Raw genomic sequence first — 18,803 nt, 5'->3', positions numbered from 1 at the left:
GGATACGCATGCCAACTCAAGAAGCGAAAGCTCATCACGTGGGTGAATGGGCATCTCTGCGCAATACGTCGCCGGAAATAGCCGAGGCCATTTTTGAAGTCGCCGGGTATGACGAAAAAATGGCGGAAAAGATTTGGGAAGAAGGTAGCGATGAAGTGTTAGTCAAAGCCTTTGCTAAGACCGATAAAGATTCGCTTTTTTGGGGCGAACAGACCATCGAACGTAAAAACGTTTAATCAGTAACTCCCCCGCGTCTCGCGGGGGAGCTTTCAAATTGTTGACAACGTGCGCTTTGTTCATGCCGGATGCGGCGTGAACGCCTTATCCGGCCTACGCGATCGTGCAAATTCGATATAGTGCAATTCTCGGGTAGGCCTGATAAGCGTAGCGCATCAGGCAATCTCACGTTTGTCATCAGTCTCATATTCCCCGCTTCTCGCGGGGGAGCTTTCTGTTATTTCACCGCTTCATTCAACACGCTATCAAACTTATCCATCGGGCAAAAACCGTTGGCATCTATCGGGCAGCCGGTAAGTTCAAGCGTCACTCGTTGAGCCGGAGCCTGCAACGTTAACGCGTCGGCATTACGCAACTGTTCCGAACTCTGGTACACATACTCGATTTTCATCAGGTCGCGGTTGGCTTTGCTGTCATGCCAACGCTGGAAAACGATTTTGCCGCCAATCGGCGTGCGTTCGTTCTGGTCATGCAGTTGGTACGGTTTGAAATCCAGCGCCGTTAACAGAGAGGCAATGTTTGAGTCGTGCCCAACCAGCACTGTGATTTTCGGCGCACTGGCACGATCGGTAACCAGGGCTTTGTCGATATAACTGACCAGCGGTTTCGCGACATTGCGCGCCACTTCCGGTGAAGTAAACAGGCTATCCTGGTAACCGTTTTTCAGCTTCGACAACACTTTCCATTGTTGATCTGATTTGATCTCCCCCCAGGCCACCTGATCCATCGGGAAACCTTCGTAGTATTGCAGGGTGAACGCATCTACCAGCGAGTTGCCCACTTTTAGCGGCCCGGAAACGCCTGGTTCTTGTTGATACTTCGCGCTAAAGGTATTTTTACCGTCCACCAACGAGCACTGCTGTTTCTCTTTGCAGGCAGGAGAATCTTTATAGTTAACGATTTTTTCCAGTAACTGGTAGCTGTCAGTAAGCTGAAGTTTACCGAGCTCTTTTTCCATTGCCGCCACCGCCTGCTCACTGAATGCGGCGGAATCATCGGTGATCACCGGATTAAAGGTTGGGTCCATAGTGCCCATTTTTTCCTGGTGATGAACAGGAATATCACACCCTGGGAATGCGCCGGTAATAAAGAACTGCGCAGTGGCGACAGTGCGTTGCAAACTATTGGCATAGGCATAAACGGTGTCCGGCGGCGGGCATTCACCCGTTTTCACTATTCCCTGCTCTGCCAGCCACTCACGCATGTAATGGCCCATATACACTTCCAGCACGCCGCCTTTGGTCGTGAGTTGTCCACCAGGAACATCCCACTCCGGCCATTTATTCGGCGTCGACTGCTCAAGCACACTGCCATTATTTGCCAATGGCGCACGTAAATTATGACGGCTCATGAGTAGCACTTGCTGTAGCTGATAGCCTTCCGGCATGGTCTGTGCCTGAGCATTCGAAGAGAGTAAAACCATTCCAGCCACGGCCGCAGCAATTAGCGTTTTTTTCATTCCCATCACCTCTTTAGTTATCAATCAATTAAGAGTGTGACAGAAATATGGCATTTTTCCGGGAACAGGTTCGCAATTTAGCAGATGACGAGGCGGGAAACCGTCAGGCGATAACGGACAGTAGTCGCGCTATCGCCTGGTTTGTATCGTTAAACTAATACCTGAAACAGCAAGGCAAAAAGAATGATATTGGCAATGACAATGGCCCAACCGTTATAAAGCATATATTTCAGGTGAGTAGATTGTGCCAGCCCCATTTGACCGAACATATCCGATGAAGGGAAAGGCCCAAACCAGTCCACTTGCGATGAGGCTAATAATACTGCCGTTGTACCCTGTGGCGGCACTCCCGCAGCCATCAACATCGGACCAAATATTTTATGCGTGAAGGTCATCTGAGCAACAGCAGCACCTGGCACATGACCGATAATGTTAAAGGCAAAAATACAGAAGCAAAGCCATGCCGGAGATATCCCGGTTAACAGTGGTTGTGTGTATTCGAGCAATCCCTGATACGCCTGCAGGCTATCCATAAGCTCCAGAATCGGGTTATACAGCCAGTAGAGCAGAAACATCCACACCAGTCTGCCACACCCTTTATACAGGGCTTGCAGGATCCCGGTTGGGCTTAATCCCCCCACCAGCCCGGTGATCAACGCCACCAACAGCATAACGATAATGGCAAAACTAAAACCTGCTTTTATCACTACGCCAATAACCGCCATCACAATAATGGTTGCAGCAAATGCCAGGGCGCTGAGTTTGCGACGACGATCGCGGGCAGGATCCTCTTCTTCCTGAGTTTTCTCTGAGAGATCCACTTCGTAGTGTAATTTTCCTTCCGTCATCTTCTGAATTCGCCCGGCCATTATCCAGCCAGCAAATAACGTCACGGCGCTCATTGGCAGCCCGACGTACATCAGGTATTGCGGATAAGTCAGGCCGCCGAGTTGTAAAATCGTCACGGTACTGGGAGTAAATGGCCCGGTAAACAATCCCACTGACCCCGCCGTCATCATCAGTGCTGCCACCGTAGGCGGTGTCAGCCGTACTGCCGCCGCCACGGGAATAATCACCGCAACAATAATGGCATTACCGCCTGCCATAGTACCCAGCGCGCCACAGATAAGAATGGATGAGACAACGATGCCAAATTTAACCCGTGTCTGGCTGGAAAGCCCGATACGATGCACCACAAATTTGACCAGTTCAACGGCGGCTCCGGTACGTGTTGCCACTTCACCTACGCCTGCGCCAAGCATAATGATCAAACCAACAGTGGCGATAAACGATCCCGTCGATTGTGCCAGCATGGCACCCATTTCAGGTAAGCCGGTGGAAGTCATTATCATCGCAATAATAATCGATGAAATAACCGCCAGAACAATATCGACGCCTATCAACGAGAGCACCGCTAACGCCACCAGTGGTGTAAAACCAAGCAGTCCGAGTTCATTACCTGGACGCCCCTGGCACCAGAACGCTATCAGTAAAAATGCAATCAATAACAAACCAATAATGACATTCTTTTTGGTGATATTTTGTCTGGTTAGTAAACCACCAGCGAGCATTGAGTCACTCATATAACTCCTTAACCCCATCGAATCGACTTTCAATATCAGCCGATGTATTTGGACAGCTCAGAAAATATCCCCCCTCGTTATTATTGTTAGCAAAATGCACTGAGGGTTTGTCCGGGTACTACAGGTATTATTCTGAGTTCGTAATTAACCCCTTTAGGTGGGCAAATAACGCATTGTTACCAGAACAGACGTTACAAATTAAATTTATGTTAACTTGGTGTTACCATGAAATGACTTTTTATCTATCGTCTATAACTCTGGGTTAACTCTTAATGAAACTGCGCCACCTGGAAATCTTCTATGCTGTGATGACATGCGGGACACTTTCACGGGCAGCGGAATCGCTGAATATTTCCCAACCGGCCGCCAGTAAAGCGTTAAAAAACGCTGAGCAAAAACTCGGTTTTCAGCTCTTTCAGCGAGTTCGTGGCAAGCTTCTTCCAACCAGCGAAGCGATCACACTTTTTGAAAAAGCGCAGTCGATTTATCACGAACTCGACAACCTGCGACTGCTGGCCGATAACCTGACGCGAGATCCGCGAGCCAGAATAGCCCTGGGATGCCTGCCAAGCCTGGGATTAAGTCTGGTGCCGGAAATAGTCACGGCGTTTTACCAGCAGAATGCGAATCTGGTCATGACACTGACGACAGAGCACACTGAAACGTTGGTTAAAAAGCTTGATCTGCGTGAGATTGATCTGGCCCTGACGCTACAGCCGATTCAACAGGGGGAAATTATGACGACGCTGATAGCCGAAGTTCCGCTGGTTTATATCGACCGGGACTATCGCCAGGGCGCAGTAGAAATAGACAAGATTGACCAACAACGCTGGATTTCTCCCGGCCCTCATTCCCTTTCCGATGCAATAGCTAAACGACGTGATTTTTTGACAACGCGCCTGAATGTCCAGACCTATTACATGGCCACGGAATTTGTAAAACGCGGAATGGGATGCAGTATTACCGATATTTTCTCTGCCCGTCATAACCTTCCGGCAGAGACGATTCACCCCATCGAACCCCCAATGAAAATAGACCTTTGTTTGCTACGCCGTGCCGACGTTTCACTTAGTCCCATTACACAAAAATTTGTCGATTTCCTTTGTCAGCAATTACGTCAGCAACTGCGAGCCATTAACCTTGAGTTATACCCTGAAAATAAAAAGTCAATTGCTCCTCAGGCCTAAATGCTTTGACATACCCCCAACGCATTTATTAGCGGTGGATATCTCAGGTGATGAAAAAACGCATTGTAATTATTGGCGGCGGGGTAATTGGTCTGGCAACAGCATGGGTGCTGGTAAAACAGGGCCATCAGGTACAATTGTTAGAACGCAACAGTCAGGCAGGTATCGCCACCAGTTTCGCTAATGGTGGGCAACTCAGTTATCGCTACGTTGCTCCTCTGGCGGATAAAGGCGTACCGATGCAGGGGCTAAAATGGATGGGGAAAAGCAACTCTCCCCTGAATATGCGTTTGCGCATGTCATTTAGCCAGTGGCGCTGGTTGCTGGAATTTTTATTGGCCTGCAATAGCCGGACAAATAAACTCAATGGCGACCATATTTTACGCTTATCACTGTTAAGCCGTCAGGTCATGGAAGAGTGGCTGCTGGAAGATAATCTTGATGATTTTCACTGGCGCCGTTCTGGCAAACTGATTATTCATCGCCGCCCGCAAGATTTAGCCAAAGCGGCAAAAGGTATTAATCCGCAATTTCAACAGGCTTTATCACGCGAAGAGTGCGTTCATCTTGAACCAGCACTAAAACATATTGGTCATTCATTGTGTGGCGGTATTTACTCTCCCGGAGATGAAACGGCGGACTGCTATAAGTTCTGCCAGGCATTACTTGCCAAACTTAATGCCAGCGCAAATTTTTCGCTACAAACCGATTGTGAAGTTTTGCAGTTGAATAAAAAAGGCGAGCGCATTGACTCCCTTACCACCAGCACAGGAACGCTGGTTGCGGATGATTATGTCGTTGCCGCGGGTAATGGTAGCAAGCATTTACTTGCCGAAACCGGGACTCACGTACCGATCTGCGGTCTTAAAGGTTACAGTCTGACGCTTCCCTTCCCACAAGAAATGGGGATCGCACCGCAAATCAGTGTCACCGACTACGGTCATAAAATTGTCTATGCCCGACTCGGTGAGCGGTTGCGTATCGCCGCTATGGTCGATATTGGCTATGACGGAAATGAATTGCGCCCTGAACGAATCAATGCCTTAAAGCAGATCGTAGCTAACAGTTTTCCGCAACTGCAAGGCATCGATGATGCCGAATTATGGACAGGTATGCGTCCATCCACCCCTGCGGGTCCGCCACTATTAGGACGGGCGAAGTATCAAAATCTGTGGATGAATCTTGGTCAGGGCAGTCTGGGTTTTACGCTGGCGGCAGGTAGTGCCGTAGTGTTAGGCGCGCTGCTGTCGGGCGAAGATCCCGCAATTTCCCTTGATGGACTGACATGGAGCCAATCAGCTTGAATATCAAACGTAATAACCCACAACCTCGTCTTACCGCCAGTGTTGAATATGGCAATCTTGTATTTCTCTCCGGTCAGACACCGAAGAGCAATACTCCTGACATCGCGCAACAAACGCGTGAAGTGCTGGAGAAAATCGACGCATTACTTGCTGAAGCTGGCAGTGATAAATTTCATCTCTTGTCCGCTCAGGTATGGCTGAAAGATATCAGCCGCGATTTTGCCGATTTCAACGACGTATGGGTTAGCTGGCTGCCAGAAGGACATAGCCCGGCTCGCGCTACCGTACAGGCTGAGATGGCCCGCCCGGAGATTCTGGTTGAAGTGATGGTCACTGCGGTAAAAGCAGGATAAGTCACCATTTTCAGCCCCCTGACAACGTCGTCATGGGGCATCTGTGAAGGTTAAACGTCCCCTCTTTTACCTGCCAAAATTCAGGCTGAAAATATCATTTTTAGTTATGTTTTTATCACTGGCCTACGATTTTTTCTGATTTCCCCTACACTTAACTCTGATACCTTGTCAGGGGTTTCCCTTTGTCTGTATTGATTTACGCGAGATAACGCTATGGAATTAAAGGATTATTACGCCATCATGGGCGTGAAACCGACGGACGATCTCAAGACAATCAAGACCGCCTATCGTCGACTGGCCCGCAAATACCATCCTGATGTCAGCAAAGAGCCCGATGCCGAAGCCCGCTTCAAAGAGGTTGCTGAAGCCTGGGAAGTGCTAAGTGATGAACAGCGTCGCGCTGAATATGATCAGATGTGGCAGCATCGCAACGATCCGCAATTCAACCGCCAGTTCCAGCATGGCGACGGTCAGAGTTTCAATGCCGAAGATTTTGACGATATCTTCTCGTCAATTTTCGGTCAACATGCCCGCCAGAGCCGTCAACGCCCCGCCACACGTGGCCACGATATTGAAATTGAAGTTGCGGTATTCCTGGAAGAAACGCTTACTGAGCACAAACGTACCATCAGCTATAACCTGCCGGTTTATAACGCCTTTGGCATGATCGAACAGGAAATCCCGAAAACGCTGAATGTGAAGATCCCGGCGGGCGTCGGCAATGGTCAACGTATCCGCCTGAAAGGCCAGGGGACGCCAGGCGAAAACGGTGGTCCAAATGGCGACCTGTGGCTGGTGATTCATATAGCCCCGCATCCGTTGTTTGATATTGTCGGTCAGGATCTGGAAATTGTGGTGCCGGTTAGCCCGTGGGAAGCGGCTCTGGGTAGCAAAGTCACTGTACCAACGCTGAAAGAAAGCATTTTGTTGACCATTCCGCCAGGCAGTCAGGCCGGGCAACGATTGCGCATTAAAGGCAAAGGTCTGGTAAGCAAAAAACAGACTGGTGACTTGTATGCGGTACTGAAAATCGTCATGCCGCCGAAACCGGATGAAAATACTGCCGCGCTGTGGCAACAACTGGCAAACGCCCAGTCGTCTTTTGATCCACGTAAAGATTGGGGGAAAGCATAATGGCTCATGTTACGGTGACTTTTACCATTACCGAGTTTTGCCTGCATACCGGCATTTCTGAAGAGGAGTTGAATGAAATTGTCGGTTTGGGGGTGGTTGAACCGAGAGAGATCCAGGAAACAACCTGGGTATTTGATGACCATGCCGCCATTGTGGTGCAACGCGCGGTACGTCTACGTCAGGAACTGGCGCTGGACTGGCCGGGGATCGCGGTGGCGCTAACGTTAATGGATGATATTGCACATCTGAAACAGGAAAACCGCCTGCTACGCCAGCGGCTTTCCCGGTTTGTGGCTCACCCGTGAGTGTGGCTGCCGGAACTGGCTGCCATAATGCCTGATGAGACGCTTGACGCGTCTTATCAGGCCTACCAATCGGCATTATCTCTATTGGTTATCGCAAGCAATAACTGGCTTAGTGCCGCGTAAAAACCAAAGCTGTCATACTGATGACAACGCACAGCAAACTCTGGTAACCATTGCCGCAGCGCCGTCAGTGTTTTTTGCCGCAAACTGTCGATTCTTCGCGCAGGAACGGTTCCCTCTCCGAGCGAAAAATACAGATGACTCAACAACTCCAGATAGATCGCCAGATGATCTGCCGGTTCGTTAAAATTGCCACTGGTTTCCATACCTGCCTCAACTAACAAGCGTTTAATCTCTTGCTCGTCCTGTTTATAGGCCGAAGCATACGGCAGTGCCGCTTGTTTATCGGTCATCAGAAACAGGCTGCAAAAGTCAGCGGCAAGTTCCAGACGGGCGTCGTCACGTACCGTCAAGGCGGCGATTTTAGCTTCCAGCTCATTCACCGCCGCAGTCAGCGGCGGCTCGCGTTTCAGCAAAGAAAACCATTCAGCCATCTGTGCACTGGCGATTTGCGTCAGTTGTTCATCGTCCAGTTCACGGGAGAACAACTGCGCCAGCCAGGCGTAGATACAGGCATTCTGTTCCACCGTTAGTGAAGTCATGATTTCACCTGCGGTGCCGGAACATATTCGCACTGCGCCACCATCTCTACGGGACCATCAAACGCCGTCACCTGCTCCACTGTTCCGCTGTACTTCTCAATTTCTACCAGCGTAGTGTGCGCACTGGTCGCCTGCGCTAGCTGCGAAGTACCGATGTCGATGGTCAACACGTTGGGGTTACCGTATTTACACAGCGCACCAGGCTCGCCGCCTTTATCTGGATCGTACCATGCCCCTTCATGAATTCGCGCCACACCGGGTGCATAGCGGTCAGAAACGACTGCCCCTGCCAACACCTGACCGCGAGCGTTAAAGACGCGTACCACATCACCGTTACGAATGCCGCGCGCGCTGGCATCCTGCGGGTTAATGAACACTGGCTCTTTACCTGCTACCGTATATTGCTGACGCAGCGTTTCCGACTCACATAACTGCGAGTGAAGTCGGAAATCCGGATGCACAGATTGCAGATGCAACGGATATTTCTGCGAGCCGGGCCCACCGTGGGAACGTTCGATTTTCTCAAACCACATCGGATGTCCCTGACAATCGTCATAGTTCATGTCGGCAATGGTTTTCGAGTAGATCTCAATCAGGCCACTCGGCGTGCCCAGCGGTTCGAGATCCGGATCTTCGCGGAATGCCTGGTGGCGAACAAACATCTGCGGATGGTCAAACTCGACGTACTCTTTGTTATTCCAGAAGTCATCAAACGCTGGCAGATGAACGCCGCGTCCTTTGCCTTGTTGTACACCTTCCTGCCAGATGCGTTTCAGCCAGCCCATTTCGTCCAGCCCTTCGGTAAAGGCTTCTTCGCGATTAAAGCGACGGCACAGCTCGCGGAAAATATCAAAGTCGTTACGCGCCTCGAACTGCGGCGGCACGACCTGTTTCATGGCGATAATGCCACGGTTGGAGTGGTTGCCGTACTGGTCGAGATCGTTACGCTCAAACTGCGTGGTCGCAGGCAGCACGATATCGGCAAAGCGGCAGGTTGAGGTCCACTGGTTATCTATGGCGATAACCGTTTCCAGCTTGCGCCAGCCTTCAATAATGCGATTGATCTGCTGATGGCGATGGAACGGGTTAGTTCCGGCAAAAATACACATTTTAAGCGGCGGCAGTTTTACAGATTTACCATTCCAGTTGATTACTTTCCCCGGTTCGAGGATCGCATCGACAAAACGGGCAATCGGAATGGTATTGCTGTAGCCTTTGTAGTCGCTGTTGTCGTGGACAGGCGGAATCGACGTTGAGCCGGAGAAACCGCTCAGAATGACGCCTTTACGCCCCGGCGTGCCTGCACCGTTATAGTGCCAGCCAAAACCAAAGCCACCGCCCGGCAGGCCAATTTGTCCCAGCATCGCCGCCAGAACCACAACCATCCACGCCCACTGTTCACCGTGCTGCATACGCTGTACGCACCAGCCAGCAATAATCTGCGTTCTGTTGGCCGCCATCTGCCGCGCCAGCCCGTGAATGGTTTCGGCATCAATGCCAGTCAGTTTTTCAGCCCATGCGGCATCTTTCGGCTGACCGTCTTTCTCGCCCAACAGATACGGCAGGAACTGATCAAAGCCCACGCAGTAGTTGGCGAGGAAGTTTTTGTCGTACAGGTTTTCGCTGTACAGCGTATGCGCCAGCGCCAGTTGCAACGGCACGTCAGTTTGCGGGTTAACCGCAATGTGCTTCACATGCTCGCGCCCCAGATACTCATGGGTGGATGTGACAACCGGATCGATGCTGATGACCTCAATTTCACCGGCTGCGACTTTCGCTTTTAGCTGCTCGTAATATTCATAAACATCGTGATCCGGGCACCACCAGTTTGCCTGCTGGTTTTTCAGCAAATCGGAGCCCCACAGCACAATGGTTTTGCTGTTCTGCAAGACCAGTGGCCAGGAGGTTTGCTGTTCATACACTTCCATGGAGCCAACGACACGCGGCAGGATCACCTGCGCAGCACCGGTGGAGTAATCCCCGCCGGTACCAACGCTATTACCATGCAAGGCAATAGCTTTCGCCAGCATCCCCGAAGCGTTATGGAACATCCCCGTCGATTGCCAACCGCTGGCGGTCAGCAAGGCACTCGGCCCGTGAGTTTTCTGTACGCGTTCCAGTTCTTCATAGAACATGTCGAGGGCTTCATCCCAGCTCACGCGCACAAAACGGTTATCACCGCGCTTGGAGGTGTCGCTCAGATGGCGCTTACGCAGCCAGTCCACGCGTACCATCGGATAACGAATACGCGCCGCGTTGTGTACGTGGTCCGGCAATCCGGCGATCATTTTCGACGGATATTTATCCAGTTCGAACGGTTTTGCCGCCACAAAGCGCCCCTCCTTCACCGTCGCGCGGATAGCCCCCCAGTGCGAGCCGGTAAGAATGCCCTCTTTCGAGGTGACGGCCTCAGTCGCCGCTTGCGCCGCAGTCGCACGGCACGGCGTTAACAATGACGGCCCCAGCATCCCGGCGACAGTTAAGCCGCCGAGTTGTGCCAGAAAACGCCGACGTGATGCCTGAAAGAGCTCGTTATTGTTCATTATTTTTCTTCCTTCTTATCGCCGTGAGCCTTACCTGCGGTGTCAGACGCATTCATTTGCAGATATTTCAACAAGGTGCGTTCTTCACGTTTATCGAGGCTGGTAAAGCCAATCATGCCGTTGAGCGTGCCGATCCAACCGTTAGCGTCAAAGTGGGATATTTCCGGTGCGCCGTGGCACTGGTTACAGGTGCCGTTGTACAGCGAATCCGCATAAGCCCAGATCGGTTTGATATCGTTCACCATGTCACCTTTCTTCATCCACGCGGTGGCCTGCAACTTGCTCCACTCGGTATTGGTGTCGGCTACGGTGGTTTTCTCCAGCGTTTTCACCTGCTGCTGCACATCACCACGAATCGAGGCAACAAAGATGCGTTTACCTGGGAATTGGGTGAGTACACGCTGACGTCCGGCGCTTTCCGTCCAGCCGGTAATTTCAATTTGCAGCCAGTCGCCGTCACGTTTAAGGACTTTCACTTCCGAAGCAGGCAGCAGTGAACCAGACGCTTCTTTATCGCCTTTCGCCGCATAAATCGGCTTAATATCAATGGAGTACAGCGTGTCACCACTGTCATTAGCACTGGCGCGCAGCTCATCGAACTGCTTACGGAAGCCGCTACTCATATCCGGTAACTGGTGGGCAATACCTTTATGACAGTCGATGCAGGATTGATTATCTTTCGCTGCCACCTTCATCTGACGTGCCGCTTCAGGATGCTGCTTCGCATGATCCATCGCATCGTAGTTATGGCAGGAGCGGCAGGTTGCCGAGTTGTTTTCTTTCATTCGCGCCCATTCACGCTCGGCAAGTTCCGCGCGTTTTGCTTCGAATTTCTCAGGTGTATCAATGGAGTGGGCAATAAAGGTCTGGTAGATATCGTTGCTCGCTTCCAGTTTGCGCTTCACCATGCCTGGAATATCCGGCGGGATATGACAGTCATGGCATTCAGCTCGCACGCCGGAGGCGTTCTGGAAATGCACCGACTGTTTATATTCTTCATACACCGGTTGCATACTGTGGCAACTGACACAAAATTCGGTTGTGCTGGTGACTTTGATCCCAACGTGTGGCAATACAATCAGCGCAATGCCAATCACAATCCCAATAGCGACCAGCGCCAGTACCGACCAACGAGCACTGGGTCGGCGTAGCACGTTCCAGAGTTTCCGCATAATAGCCCCTGTAAAATTATGGTTTAGTGAAGCGATCTTAATGAGTAAATATGAACAGCGGCACTGGTCAGGATGAACGGCTTACGGCAGAATATGAACAGATATGAACAGAATGAGTAAAACTCTCTGATGCCACATCACATTGTTATTGTTGAAGATGAGCCGGTTACCCAGGCGCGATTACAAACCTACTTCACTCAGGAGGGGTATACCGTTTCCGTTACGGCGAGCGGTGCCGGGCTACGGGAAATTATGCAAAATCAATCAGTGGATTTAATTCTGCTGGATATCAATTTGCCCGATGAAAATGGCCTGATGTTAACCCGCGCCCTGCGAGAACGCTCAACGGTGGGGATTATTCTGGTTACCGGACGCAGCGATCGGATTGACCGGATTGTTGGGCTGGAAATGGGCGCAGACGATTACGTCACCAAACCGCTGGAACTGCGCGAACTGGTAGTACGGGTGAAAAATCTGCTCTGGCGAATCGACCTCGCGCGACAAGCTCAACCGCTCACTCAGGACAACTGCTATCGCTTTGCCGGTTATTGCCTGAATGTGTCGCGCCATACGCTGGATTTGGATGGCGAACCGATTAAACTGACCCGCGCAGAGTATGAAATGCTGGTGGCGTTTGTGACCAATCCCGGCGAAATTCTCAGCCGCGAACGTCTGCTGCGTATGCTCTCTGCCCGTCGGGTGGAAAACCCTGACCTGCGCACTGTCGATGTGTTAATTCGTCGTTTACGTCATAAACTCAGCGCGGATTTACTGGTGACACAACATGGCGAAGGTTATTTCTTAGCCGCTGATGTGTGCTGATAAAAATAGACCGGACGAAATCCCCCTGGCGACAGCGAGCGGCGGATATGTTCGCGGTCGGCATTTTTCGGCGTCAGGACTAAAATCGGTGGGCTGACATTATCAGACACCGATTGCCCCTGTAATTGCCTGATGGCCTGCTCAACGGCCAGTTCCCCCTGCCAGACCATTTGATCGCTGGCAGCCATAATCACTCTTCCCCGCTTCAGCCCGCGATACACCTGATGTGAAAGATAAAACGACACCACGGTAAGCGGCGTTTTCAGGTTGCGCCCTTCACCCATTGCCGCCTCTGCCGCAATGGCCGTTCCGGCAACGACGTCGATTTCTGGATGGCGTTCCAGCATCTCCTGCAACAGGTTACGCTGGATTTCAATATCGTTATCGCCGAGCGCAATATCGACAATACGCACCGGGCTTCCGGCTATGGCTGCGCGAAAACCCTCTACCATCTCCTTACTGCCCCCGGCGTTATCGGGGCCGGGCATCAACAGCACGTTCAATGGTTTTCCGTGGCTCCATTGCACCAGATATCGCCCTGGTTGATAGCCCATCTGAAACCAGGGCACGCCAACGCGGCTTTTCACCTGGGGAGCATCAATAGCATTTACCAGTTCGATCACCGGCAGACTTGCTACCTGCGTTTGCAGGTCGGGAAATGACGTCGTACTGCTGCCGAGCAAAATGGCCTCTGCGCCCCACTGTTTACACTGGTCGATTTGCGCCTGCTGAGTAGCCAACTGGCTGTAGCCGCCTGCCTCCAGCACTTTTAAATCCACACCGTAGCGGCGAGCAGCCTCCTGCATTCCATAGTTCAACGATAACCAGTATGAATCTTTCAGGCTGGGGTAAAGCGCACACAACTTCCAGGGACGATTTGCCTTTAACGGCATAACAGGTTGCACCGTGAAATGCTGCGCATCATGCCAGCGCAGCAGATTATCAGCCGAAAATGCCGACAACATGAAAAGGGAAAGAAGTAAAAATAGCAGTACGCGCATGATAGCCTCATCAATAATAAGGCTTTATGCTAGATGCATTCCGCTTTGCGACTCAACCTTTTTCACCTTAAGTACACTGACCGTGAATTTAACCCTGACCCGAAGACTCTGGATGGGCTTTGCCCTGATGGCGCTGTTAACCCTGACCAGTACCCTGGTGGGATGGTACAACCTGCGTTTTATCAGCCAGGTGGAAAAAGACAACACTCAGGCATTGATTCCTACCATGAATATGGCGCGCCAGTTGAGCGAAGCCAGCGCCTGGGAACTTTTCGCCGCGCAGAACCTGACCAGTGCCGATAACGAAAAGATGTGGCAGGCACAGGGGCGAATGCTCACCGCACAAAGCCTGAAGATTAATGCGTTGCTGCAAGCGTTACGGGAACAAGGTTTTGACACCTCCGCTATTGAACAACAGGAGCAGGAGATCTCCCGTTCGTTACGTCAACAAGGGGAACTGGTGGGGCAGCGTTTGCAACTGCGCCAGCAACAACAGCGACTCAGTCAGCAGATAGTCGCCGCCGCCGATGAGATCGCACGCCTGGCGCAAGGTCAGGCGAATAATGCGGCAACCTCCGCCGGAGCGACCCAGGCCGGGATTTACGATTTGATCGAACAACATCAGCGTCAGGCCGCAGAAAGCGCACTCGATCGGCTAATTGATATCGATCTTGAGTACGTTAACCAGATGAATGAACTGCGCCTTAGCGCCCTGCGGGTGCAGCAAATGGTGATGAATCTGGGGCTGGAACAGATCCAGAAAAATGCGCCAACGCTGGAAAAGCAGCTCAATAATGCGGCGAAAATTCTGCAACGTCGGCAAATACGCATTGAAGATCCGGGAGTTCGTGCTCAGGTCGCAACAACGTTAACTACCGTTAGCCAATATAGCGATTTGCTGGCGCTGTATCAGCAGGACAGTGAAATCAGCAATCGCCTGCAAACTCTCGCCCAAAATAACATCGCCCAGTTCGCGCAGTTTAGTAGCGAAGTCAGTCAGCTGGTCGACACCATTGAGCTGCGTAATCAGCACGGGCTGGCGCATCTGGAAAAAGCCAGTGCACGCGGGCAATACAGCCTGTTATTGCTGGGAATAGTTTCTCTTTGCGCACTGATTCTGATCCTCTGGCGCGTGGTTTATCGCTCAGTCACGCGTCCACTTGCCGAACAAACGCAGGCGCTGCAACGCTTACTGGACGGTGATATCGACTCCCCTTTCCCGGAAACCGCTGGCGTGCGGGAGCTGGACACCATCGGGCGGCTGATGGATGCGTTTCGCAGCAGTGTTCATGCGCTTAATCGCCACCGCGAACAACTGGCGGCGCAGGTCAAAGCGCGCACTGCCGAATTGCAGGAACTGGTGGTAGAACACCGCCTGGCACGGGCGGAAGCAGAAAAAGCCAGCCAGGCAAAATCTGCGTTTCTGGCTGCGATGAGCCATGAGATCCGCACACCGTTGTACGGAATTCTCGGCACCGCACAACTGCTGGCTGATAACCCGGCGCTTAACGCCCAGCGTGATGATTTGCGGGCGATTACCGACTCTGGCGAATCATTACTGACCATCCTCAACGATATTCTCGATTATTCGGCTATCGAAGCTGGTGGCAAGAATGTTTCGGTCAGCGATGAGCCCTTTGAACCGCGCCCACTGCTGGAAAGTACCCTGCAATTAATGAGCGGAAGGGTGAAAGGTCGCCCGATTCGCCTGGCAACGGCAATTGCCGACGATGTACCGACTGCGTTAATGGGCGATCCGCGGCGTATTCGTCAGGTCATTACCAACCTGTTGAGCAACGCCCTGCGTTTCACCGACGAAGGGCACATTATTCTGCGTAGTCGCACTGATGGCGAACAATGGCTGGTCGAAGTGGAAGACAGCGGCTGCGGTATTGATCCCGCGAAACTTGCTGAAATCTTCCAGCCATTTGTTCAGGTTAGCGGCAAACGCGGCGGCACCGGGCTGGGGCTGACTATCAGTAGCCGTCTGGCCCAGGCGATGGGCGGCGAATTGAGCGCCACCAGCACGCCGGAGGTTGGAAGCTGTTTTTGTTTACGCTTGCCGTTACGTGTTGCCACTGCACCCGTGCCAAAAACAGTCAATCAGGCGGTGCGTCTGGACGGTTTACGTTTGCTGTTAATTGAAGATAACCCGCTAACCCAGCGGATTACCGTTGAGATGTTGAACAGCAGTGGGGCGCAGGTCGTTGCCGTAGGAAATGCCGCGCAGGCTTTAGAGACACTGCAAAATAGTGAACCGTTTGCTGCCGCACTGGTGGATTTTGATCTACCGGATATCGACGGCATTACGCTTGCCCGACAACTGGCACAGCAATATCCGTCGCTGGTTTTGATTGGCTTTAGCGCCCATGTCATTGACGAAACACTGCGACAGCGTACCAGTTCGCTGTTTCGCGGGATTATCCCTAAACCGGTGCCGCGTGAAGTGCTCGGTCAATTACTGGCGCACTATCTCCAACTGCAAGTCAATAACGATCAACCGCTGGATGTATCGCAGCTCAATGAAGATGCGCAGTTAATGGGGGTGGAGAAAATCCACGAATGGCTGACATTATTTAAACAACATGCCCTGCCCCTTCTCGATGAAATGGACACTGCCCGCGCCAGTCACGACAGCGACAAAATCAAACGTGCCGCGCATCAGTTGAAAAGCAGCTGTGCCAGTCTGGGCATGCGCAGTGCCAGTCAGTTGTGCGGACAACTTGAGCTGGAACCATTAACCGCGGCCCTGTCGCGTGAAGAAATTACGCGTAGCATCGCGGCCCTGGAACAGTGGCTAAATAAGAACGCCCCGAACCCGATGTGAATCAATATCATCCCGTTGAGAAAACTTAGAATAGTGGCATTTGGTATGCAACTTAACGGGCGGGCAAAATCATGGCAGAGAAAAAAAGAATCCGCTGGCAGCGACGGCCAGGCACGACGGGCGGTAAATTACCGTGGAATGACTGGCGCAATGCCACGACCTGGCGTAAAGCGATGCAATTATTACTGTTGGCAATCAATATTTATATTGCCGTCACCTTTTGGTACTGGGTGCGCTATTACGAAACGGCAGGTAATACGGCATTTGTCGCCAGACCGGGGGGCATTGAAGGTTGGCTGCCGATTGCTGGTCTGATGAATCTGAAATACAGCCTTGCAACAGGTCAGTTACCTTCCGTGCACGCCGCCGCGATGCTGTTATTGGTCGCTTTTATCATTATCAGCTTACTGCTGAAAAAAGCCTTTTGTTCGTGGCTATGCCCTGTTGGTACGCTCTCTGAATTAATTGGCGATCTCGGGAAAAAACTGTTTGGTCGACAATTCGCCCCTCCCCGCTGGCTGGATATTCCTCTACGCGCGGTGAAATATTTGCTATTAAGCTTTTTTCTTTATATCGCGTTATTCATGCCCGCCCAGGCGATTCACTATTTTATGCTATCGCCTTATAGCGTGGTGATGGACGTTAAAATGCTCGATTTCTTTCGCCATATGGGGAAAGCGACATTAATCAGCGTGACGGTTTTGCTGATTGCCAGCCTGTTTATTCGCCATGCCTGGTGTCGTTATCTCTGCCCATATGGTGCGCTGATGGGACTGGTTTCGCTATTATCGCCGTTTAAGATTCGTCGCAATGCCGAAAGCTGTATCGACTGCGGTAAATGTGCGAAAAATTGCCCATCACGGATCCCAGTCGATAAATTAATTCAGGTCAGAACGGTGGAATGTACCGGTTGTATGACCTGCGTGGAGTCATGCCCGGTGGCCTCAACATTGACCTTTTCGCTGCAAAAACCTGCGGCAAATAAAAAGGTCTTTGCCTTGTCTGGCTGGCTCATGGCACTACTGGTATTGGGAATTATGTTCGCGGTGATTGCTTATGCGATGTATGCGGGAGTATGGCAGAGCCCGGTGCCAGAGGAGTTGTACCGACGCTTAATTCCACAAGCGCCAATGATTGGTCACTAAATTAGCAACAAGCGGAACATCACCTCGCACGGGGTGATGTTCACAAAATCACATTATTTTGATTTTGACATCATAACTTTCAAGCCCGGTCATTTTCTCCCGCGCGGTGAAGCGAATTTCAGAGACTTCTTTCCCTGTGTTCTTGTTAAATTCGGCGATTTTTTGCGCGATAAAATCTGAGATTTCCGTTTCGGCTTGTTTTTTTAGCTCTTCAATATTCACTGTTAACCTCTTCTGGTCTTAAAAGACAGCAACACGCCAGTAAGGTGTTGGTTCCCGGTACCTGGTCAGGTAAGAAATGTTATAAGCCATCTCCCTGAAAGATTCAATAATCAACAGGTTATCGCTTATTATACATACAGAGTTGAGGAAAAATAAGCCAGATATAAAAAAGGCTCCACGAGGGAGCCTGATATTATTTGGTGAAATCCAGTGGTGTCTGGTCAGTGCGTATTTGCAATGCGATGTTATCAAAGGTGATCATCATCGATTTACAGAAAATACACTTTGCACCTAAAGGGTTTCGCTCCGTCACATCGAATGCCGATGTGCGGTACTGTGAACCATGACAACATGGACAGCGGAAATGGAGATGCTGAGTAATAGCGGCAACCTTAGAGCGTAACAACGTTCGCTGCCGAGGGACCACGTTGCCCCTGCTCAATAGAAAATTCGACTTTCTGATTTTCGTTCAGCGTGCGGAATTCATTGCTCTGGATGGCGGTGAAATGGACGAAAACGTCCTTGCTGCCATCATCAGGAGTGATAAAGCCGAAACCTTTATCTGCGTTAAACCATTTTACTAAACCAGTCATTTTATTAGACATATTTTTACTTCCTTCATTTTGGGCCTTTCGGCAAACAGGGCTTTAATACAGAAACTACTTAGTGTTCAGGAGAGAGACTCAAAAGAAGGGGATAATGCCTGATAATGAGAACTGCTTTAGTAAACTACTTTGTATGATGTCTGTCTTTCAAACCGACGCAGCTATTAACGCATGATAAATAAGATTAAGCAAACTTTATTTTGGCCGTCCAGCGGTCTTAAATAAAACTGGCTTTATTTTAT

At 51.0% G+C, this 18,803-nt stretch carries 18 protein-coding genes and 1 pseudogene; 9 read left to right on the top strand and 10 right to left on the bottom strand.

What is annotated here, in order from left to right:
* Nucleotides 1-8 precede the first annotated feature (8 nt).
* A complete protein-coding gene (locus tag FEK66_RS16260) occupies nucleotides 9-236 on the top strand; it encodes a YccJ family protein (protein ID WP_001143120.1) in 228 nt (75 codons plus the stop codon).
* Between the two features lie 218 nt (nucleotides 237-454).
* On the opposite strand, the gene agp is transcribed toward FEK66_RS16260, so the two are convergent.
* Together agp and FEK66_RS16250 are read right to left on the bottom strand one after the other, a co-directional pair.
* The gene (agp, locus tag FEK66_RS16255) at nucleotides 455-1,696 is read right to left on the bottom strand and encodes a bifunctional glucose-1-phosphatase/inositol phosphatase (protein ID WP_138211503.1); all 1,242 of its coding nucleotides are present in this window, start codon (nucleotides 1,694-1,696) and stop codon (nucleotides 455-457) included.
* Nucleotides 1,697-1,845: 149 nt separating this feature from the next.
* Entirely contained in the window at nucleotides 1,846-3,279 is a 1,434-nt protein-coding gene (locus FEK66_RS16250; protein ID WP_135493704.1) for a gluconate:proton symporter, read from the bottom strand.
* A 272-nt stretch (nucleotides 3,280-3,551) separates the two neighbouring features.
* Between FEK66_RS16250 and FEK66_RS16245 the strand changes: the two genes are divergently transcribed.
* From FEK66_RS16245 to cbpM, 5 genes are all read left to right on the top strand, one after another.
* Nucleotides 3,552-4,466 (top strand): LysR family transcriptional regulator, encoded by a 915-nt coding sequence (locus FEK66_RS16245; protein WP_064528456.1) that lies wholly within the window; start codon nucleotides 3,552-3,554, stop codon nucleotides 4,464-4,466.
* A gap of 50 nt (nucleotides 4,467-4,516) precedes the next feature.
* Complete coding sequence (locus FEK66_RS16240) at nucleotides 4,517-5,770, top strand: D-amino acid dehydrogenase (protein ID WP_135493702.1); 1,254 nt, start codon at nucleotides 4,517-4,519, stop codon at nucleotides 5,768-5,770.
* Complete coding sequence (locus FEK66_RS16235) at nucleotides 5,767-6,123, top strand: RidA family protein (protein ID WP_135493700.1); 357 nt, start codon at nucleotides 5,767-5,769, stop codon at nucleotides 6,121-6,123. Before FEK66_RS16240 ends, FEK66_RS16235 begins: the two co-directional genes overlap by 4 nt.
* A gap of 213 nt (nucleotides 6,124-6,336) precedes the next feature.
* Nucleotides 6,337-7,257, top strand: coding sequence for a curved DNA-binding protein (cbpA, locus tag FEK66_RS16230; RefSeq protein ID WP_135493698.1), 921 nt, complete (start codon nucleotides 6,337-6,339; stop codon nucleotides 7,255-7,257).
* A complete protein-coding gene (cbpM, locus tag FEK66_RS16225; RefSeq protein ID WP_130205424.1) occupies nucleotides 7,257-7,562 on the top strand; it encodes a chaperone modulator CbpM in 306 nt (101 codons plus the stop codon). Before cbpA ends, cbpM begins: the two co-directional genes overlap by 1 nt.
* 62 nt (nucleotides 7,563-7,624) lie before the next feature.
* Here the strand turns inward: cbpM and torD are convergent, their stop codons facing one another.
* Genes torD through torC form a run of 3 tightly spaced genes read right to left on the bottom strand, consistent with a single transcriptional unit; the run spans nucleotide 7,625 to nucleotide 11,939 of the window.
* Nucleotides 7,625-8,224 carry a molecular chaperone TorD gene (gene torD / locus FEK66_RS16220; RefSeq protein WP_135493696.1) on the bottom strand — a complete coding sequence of 200 codons (600 nt, stop codon included), beginning with the start codon at nucleotides 8,222-8,224 and terminating at the stop codon, nucleotides 7,625-7,627.
* Complete coding sequence (gene torA, locus FEK66_RS16215; protein ID WP_135493694.1) at nucleotides 8,221-10,767, bottom strand: trimethylamine-N-oxide reductase TorA; 2,547 nt, start codon at nucleotides 10,765-10,767, stop codon at nucleotides 8,221-8,223. The genes torD and torA overlap by 4 nt, the downstream gene beginning before the upstream one ends.
* On the bottom strand, nucleotides 10,767-11,939 hold the full coding sequence (torC, locus tag FEK66_RS16210) for a pentaheme c-type cytochrome TorC (protein ID WP_130258269.1): 1,173 nt from the start codon (nucleotides 11,937-11,939) through the stop codon (nucleotides 10,767-10,769). The genes torA and torC overlap by 1 nt, the downstream gene beginning before the upstream one ends.
* 129 nt (nucleotides 11,940-12,068) lie before the next feature.
* Between torC and torR the strand changes: the two genes are divergently transcribed.
* Nucleotides 12,069-12,761 (top strand): two-component system response regulator TorR, encoded by a 693-nt coding sequence (gene torR / locus FEK66_RS16205; RefSeq protein ID WP_130258268.1) that lies wholly within the window; start codon nucleotides 12,069-12,071, stop codon nucleotides 12,759-12,761.
* On the opposite strand, the gene torT is transcribed toward torR, so the two are convergent.
* Nucleotides 12,734-13,762, bottom strand: a complete 1,029-nt coding sequence (torT, locus tag FEK66_RS16200) for a TMAO reductase system periplasmic protein TorT (RefSeq protein ID WP_130258267.1) — start codon at nucleotides 13,760-13,762, stop codon at nucleotides 12,734-12,736. The genes torR and torT overlap by 28 nt on opposite strands.
* 82 nt (nucleotides 13,763-13,844) lie before the next feature.
* On the opposite strand from torT, the gene torS reads away from it, so the two are divergent.
* Together torS and FEK66_RS16190 are read left to right on the top strand one after the other, a co-directional pair.
* Entirely contained in the window at nucleotides 13,845-16,589 is a 2,745-nt protein-coding gene (gene torS / locus FEK66_RS16195) for a TMAO reductase system sensor histidine kinase/response regulator TorS (RefSeq protein WP_135493692.1), read from the top strand.
* Nucleotides 16,590-16,660: 71 nt separating this feature from the next.
* A complete protein-coding gene (locus FEK66_RS16190) occupies nucleotides 16,661-17,734 on the top strand; it encodes a 4Fe-4S binding protein (RefSeq protein WP_135493690.1) in 1,074 nt (357 codons plus the stop codon).
* A gap of 48 nt (nucleotides 17,735-17,782) precedes the next feature.
* Here the strand turns inward: FEK66_RS16190 and FEK66_RS16185 are convergent, their stop codons facing one another.
* The 4 genes and pseudogenes from FEK66_RS16185 to cspG form a co-directional block, all read right to left on the bottom strand.
* Complete coding sequence (locus FEK66_RS16185; protein WP_130205410.1) at nucleotides 17,783-17,956, bottom strand: addiction module toxin, GnsA/GnsB family; 174 nt, start codon at nucleotides 17,954-17,956, stop codon at nucleotides 17,783-17,785.
* A pseudogene (gene ymcE / locus FEK66_RS16180) lies at nucleotides 17,946-18,181 on the bottom strand (protein YmcE). The gene FEK66_RS16185 and the pseudogene ymcE overlap by 11 nt, the downstream one beginning before the upstream one ends.
* On the bottom strand, nucleotides 18,150-18,338 hold the full coding sequence (locus FEK66_RS16175; protein WP_130205730.1) for a cold-shock protein: 189 nt from the start codon (nucleotides 18,336-18,338) through the stop codon (nucleotides 18,150-18,152). The pseudogene ymcE and the gene FEK66_RS16175 overlap by 32 nt, the downstream one beginning before the upstream one ends.
* 10 nt (nucleotides 18,339-18,348) lie before the next feature.
* Nucleotides 18,349-18,561 (bottom strand): cold shock protein CspG, encoded by a 213-nt coding sequence (cspG, locus tag FEK66_RS16170; protein ID WP_000066493.1) that lies wholly within the window; start codon nucleotides 18,559-18,561, stop codon nucleotides 18,349-18,351.
* Nucleotides 18,562-18,803: the final 242 nt, after the last annotated feature.

This window comes from Escherichia sp. E1130 (assembly GCF_005781065.1).
In the GTDB taxonomy this organism is placed as follows: Bacteria; Pseudomonadota; Gammaproteobacteria; order Enterobacterales; family Enterobacteriaceae; genus Escherichia.
This window is presented reverse-complemented; position numbering and strand designations above follow the sequence as displayed.

Excerpts from the sequence above, each read along its gene's own strand:
- FEK66_RS16260 (WP_001143120.1), top strand. The coding sequence starts at position 9 with ATGCCAACTCAAGAAGCGAAAGCTCATCACGTGGGTGAATGGGCATCT.
- agp (WP_138211503.1), bottom strand. The coding sequence starts at position 1,696 with ATGAAAAAAACGCTAATTGCTGCGGCCGTGGCTGGAATGGTTTTACTC.
- FEK66_RS16250 (WP_135493704.1), bottom strand. The coding sequence starts at position 3,279 with ATGAGTGACTCAATGCTCGCTGGTGGTTTACTAACCAGACAAAATATC.
- FEK66_RS16245 (WP_064528456.1), top strand. The coding sequence starts at position 3,552 with ATGAAACTGCGCCACCTGGAAATCTTCTATGCTGTGATGACATGCGGG.
- FEK66_RS16240 (WP_135493702.1), top strand. The coding sequence starts at position 4,517 with ATGAAAAAACGCATTGTAATTATTGGCGGCGGGGTAATTGGTCTGGCA.
- cbpA (WP_135493698.1), top strand. The coding sequence starts at position 6,337 with ATGGAATTAAAGGATTATTACGCCATCATGGGCGTGAAACCGACGGAC.
- cbpM (WP_130205424.1), top strand. The coding sequence starts at position 7,257 with ATGGCTCATGTTACGGTGACTTTTACCATTACCGAGTTTTGCCTGCAT.
- torD (WP_135493696.1), bottom strand. The coding sequence starts at position 8,224 with ATGACTTCACTAACGGTGGAACAGAATGCCTGTATCTACGCCTGGCTG.
- torA (WP_135493694.1), bottom strand. The coding sequence starts at position 10,767 with ATGAACAATAACGAGCTCTTTCAGGCATCACGTCGGCGTTTTCTGGCA.
- torC (WP_130258269.1), bottom strand. The coding sequence starts at position 11,939 with ATGCGGAAACTCTGGAACGTGCTACGCCGACCCAGTGCTCGTTGGTCG.
- torR (WP_130258268.1), top strand. The coding sequence starts at position 12,069 with ATGCCACATCACATTGTTATTGTTGAAGATGAGCCGGTTACCCAGGCG.
- torT (WP_130258267.1), bottom strand. The coding sequence starts at position 13,762 with ATGCGCGTACTGCTATTTTTACTTCTTTCCCTTTTCATGTTGTCGGCA.
- FEK66_RS16190 (WP_135493690.1), top strand. The coding sequence starts at position 16,661 with ATGGCAGAGAAAAAAAGAATCCGCTGGCAGCGACGGCCAGGCACGACG.
- cspG (WP_000066493.1), bottom strand. The coding sequence starts at position 18,561 with ATGTCTAATAAAATGACTGGTTTAGTAAAATGGTTTAACGCAGATAAA.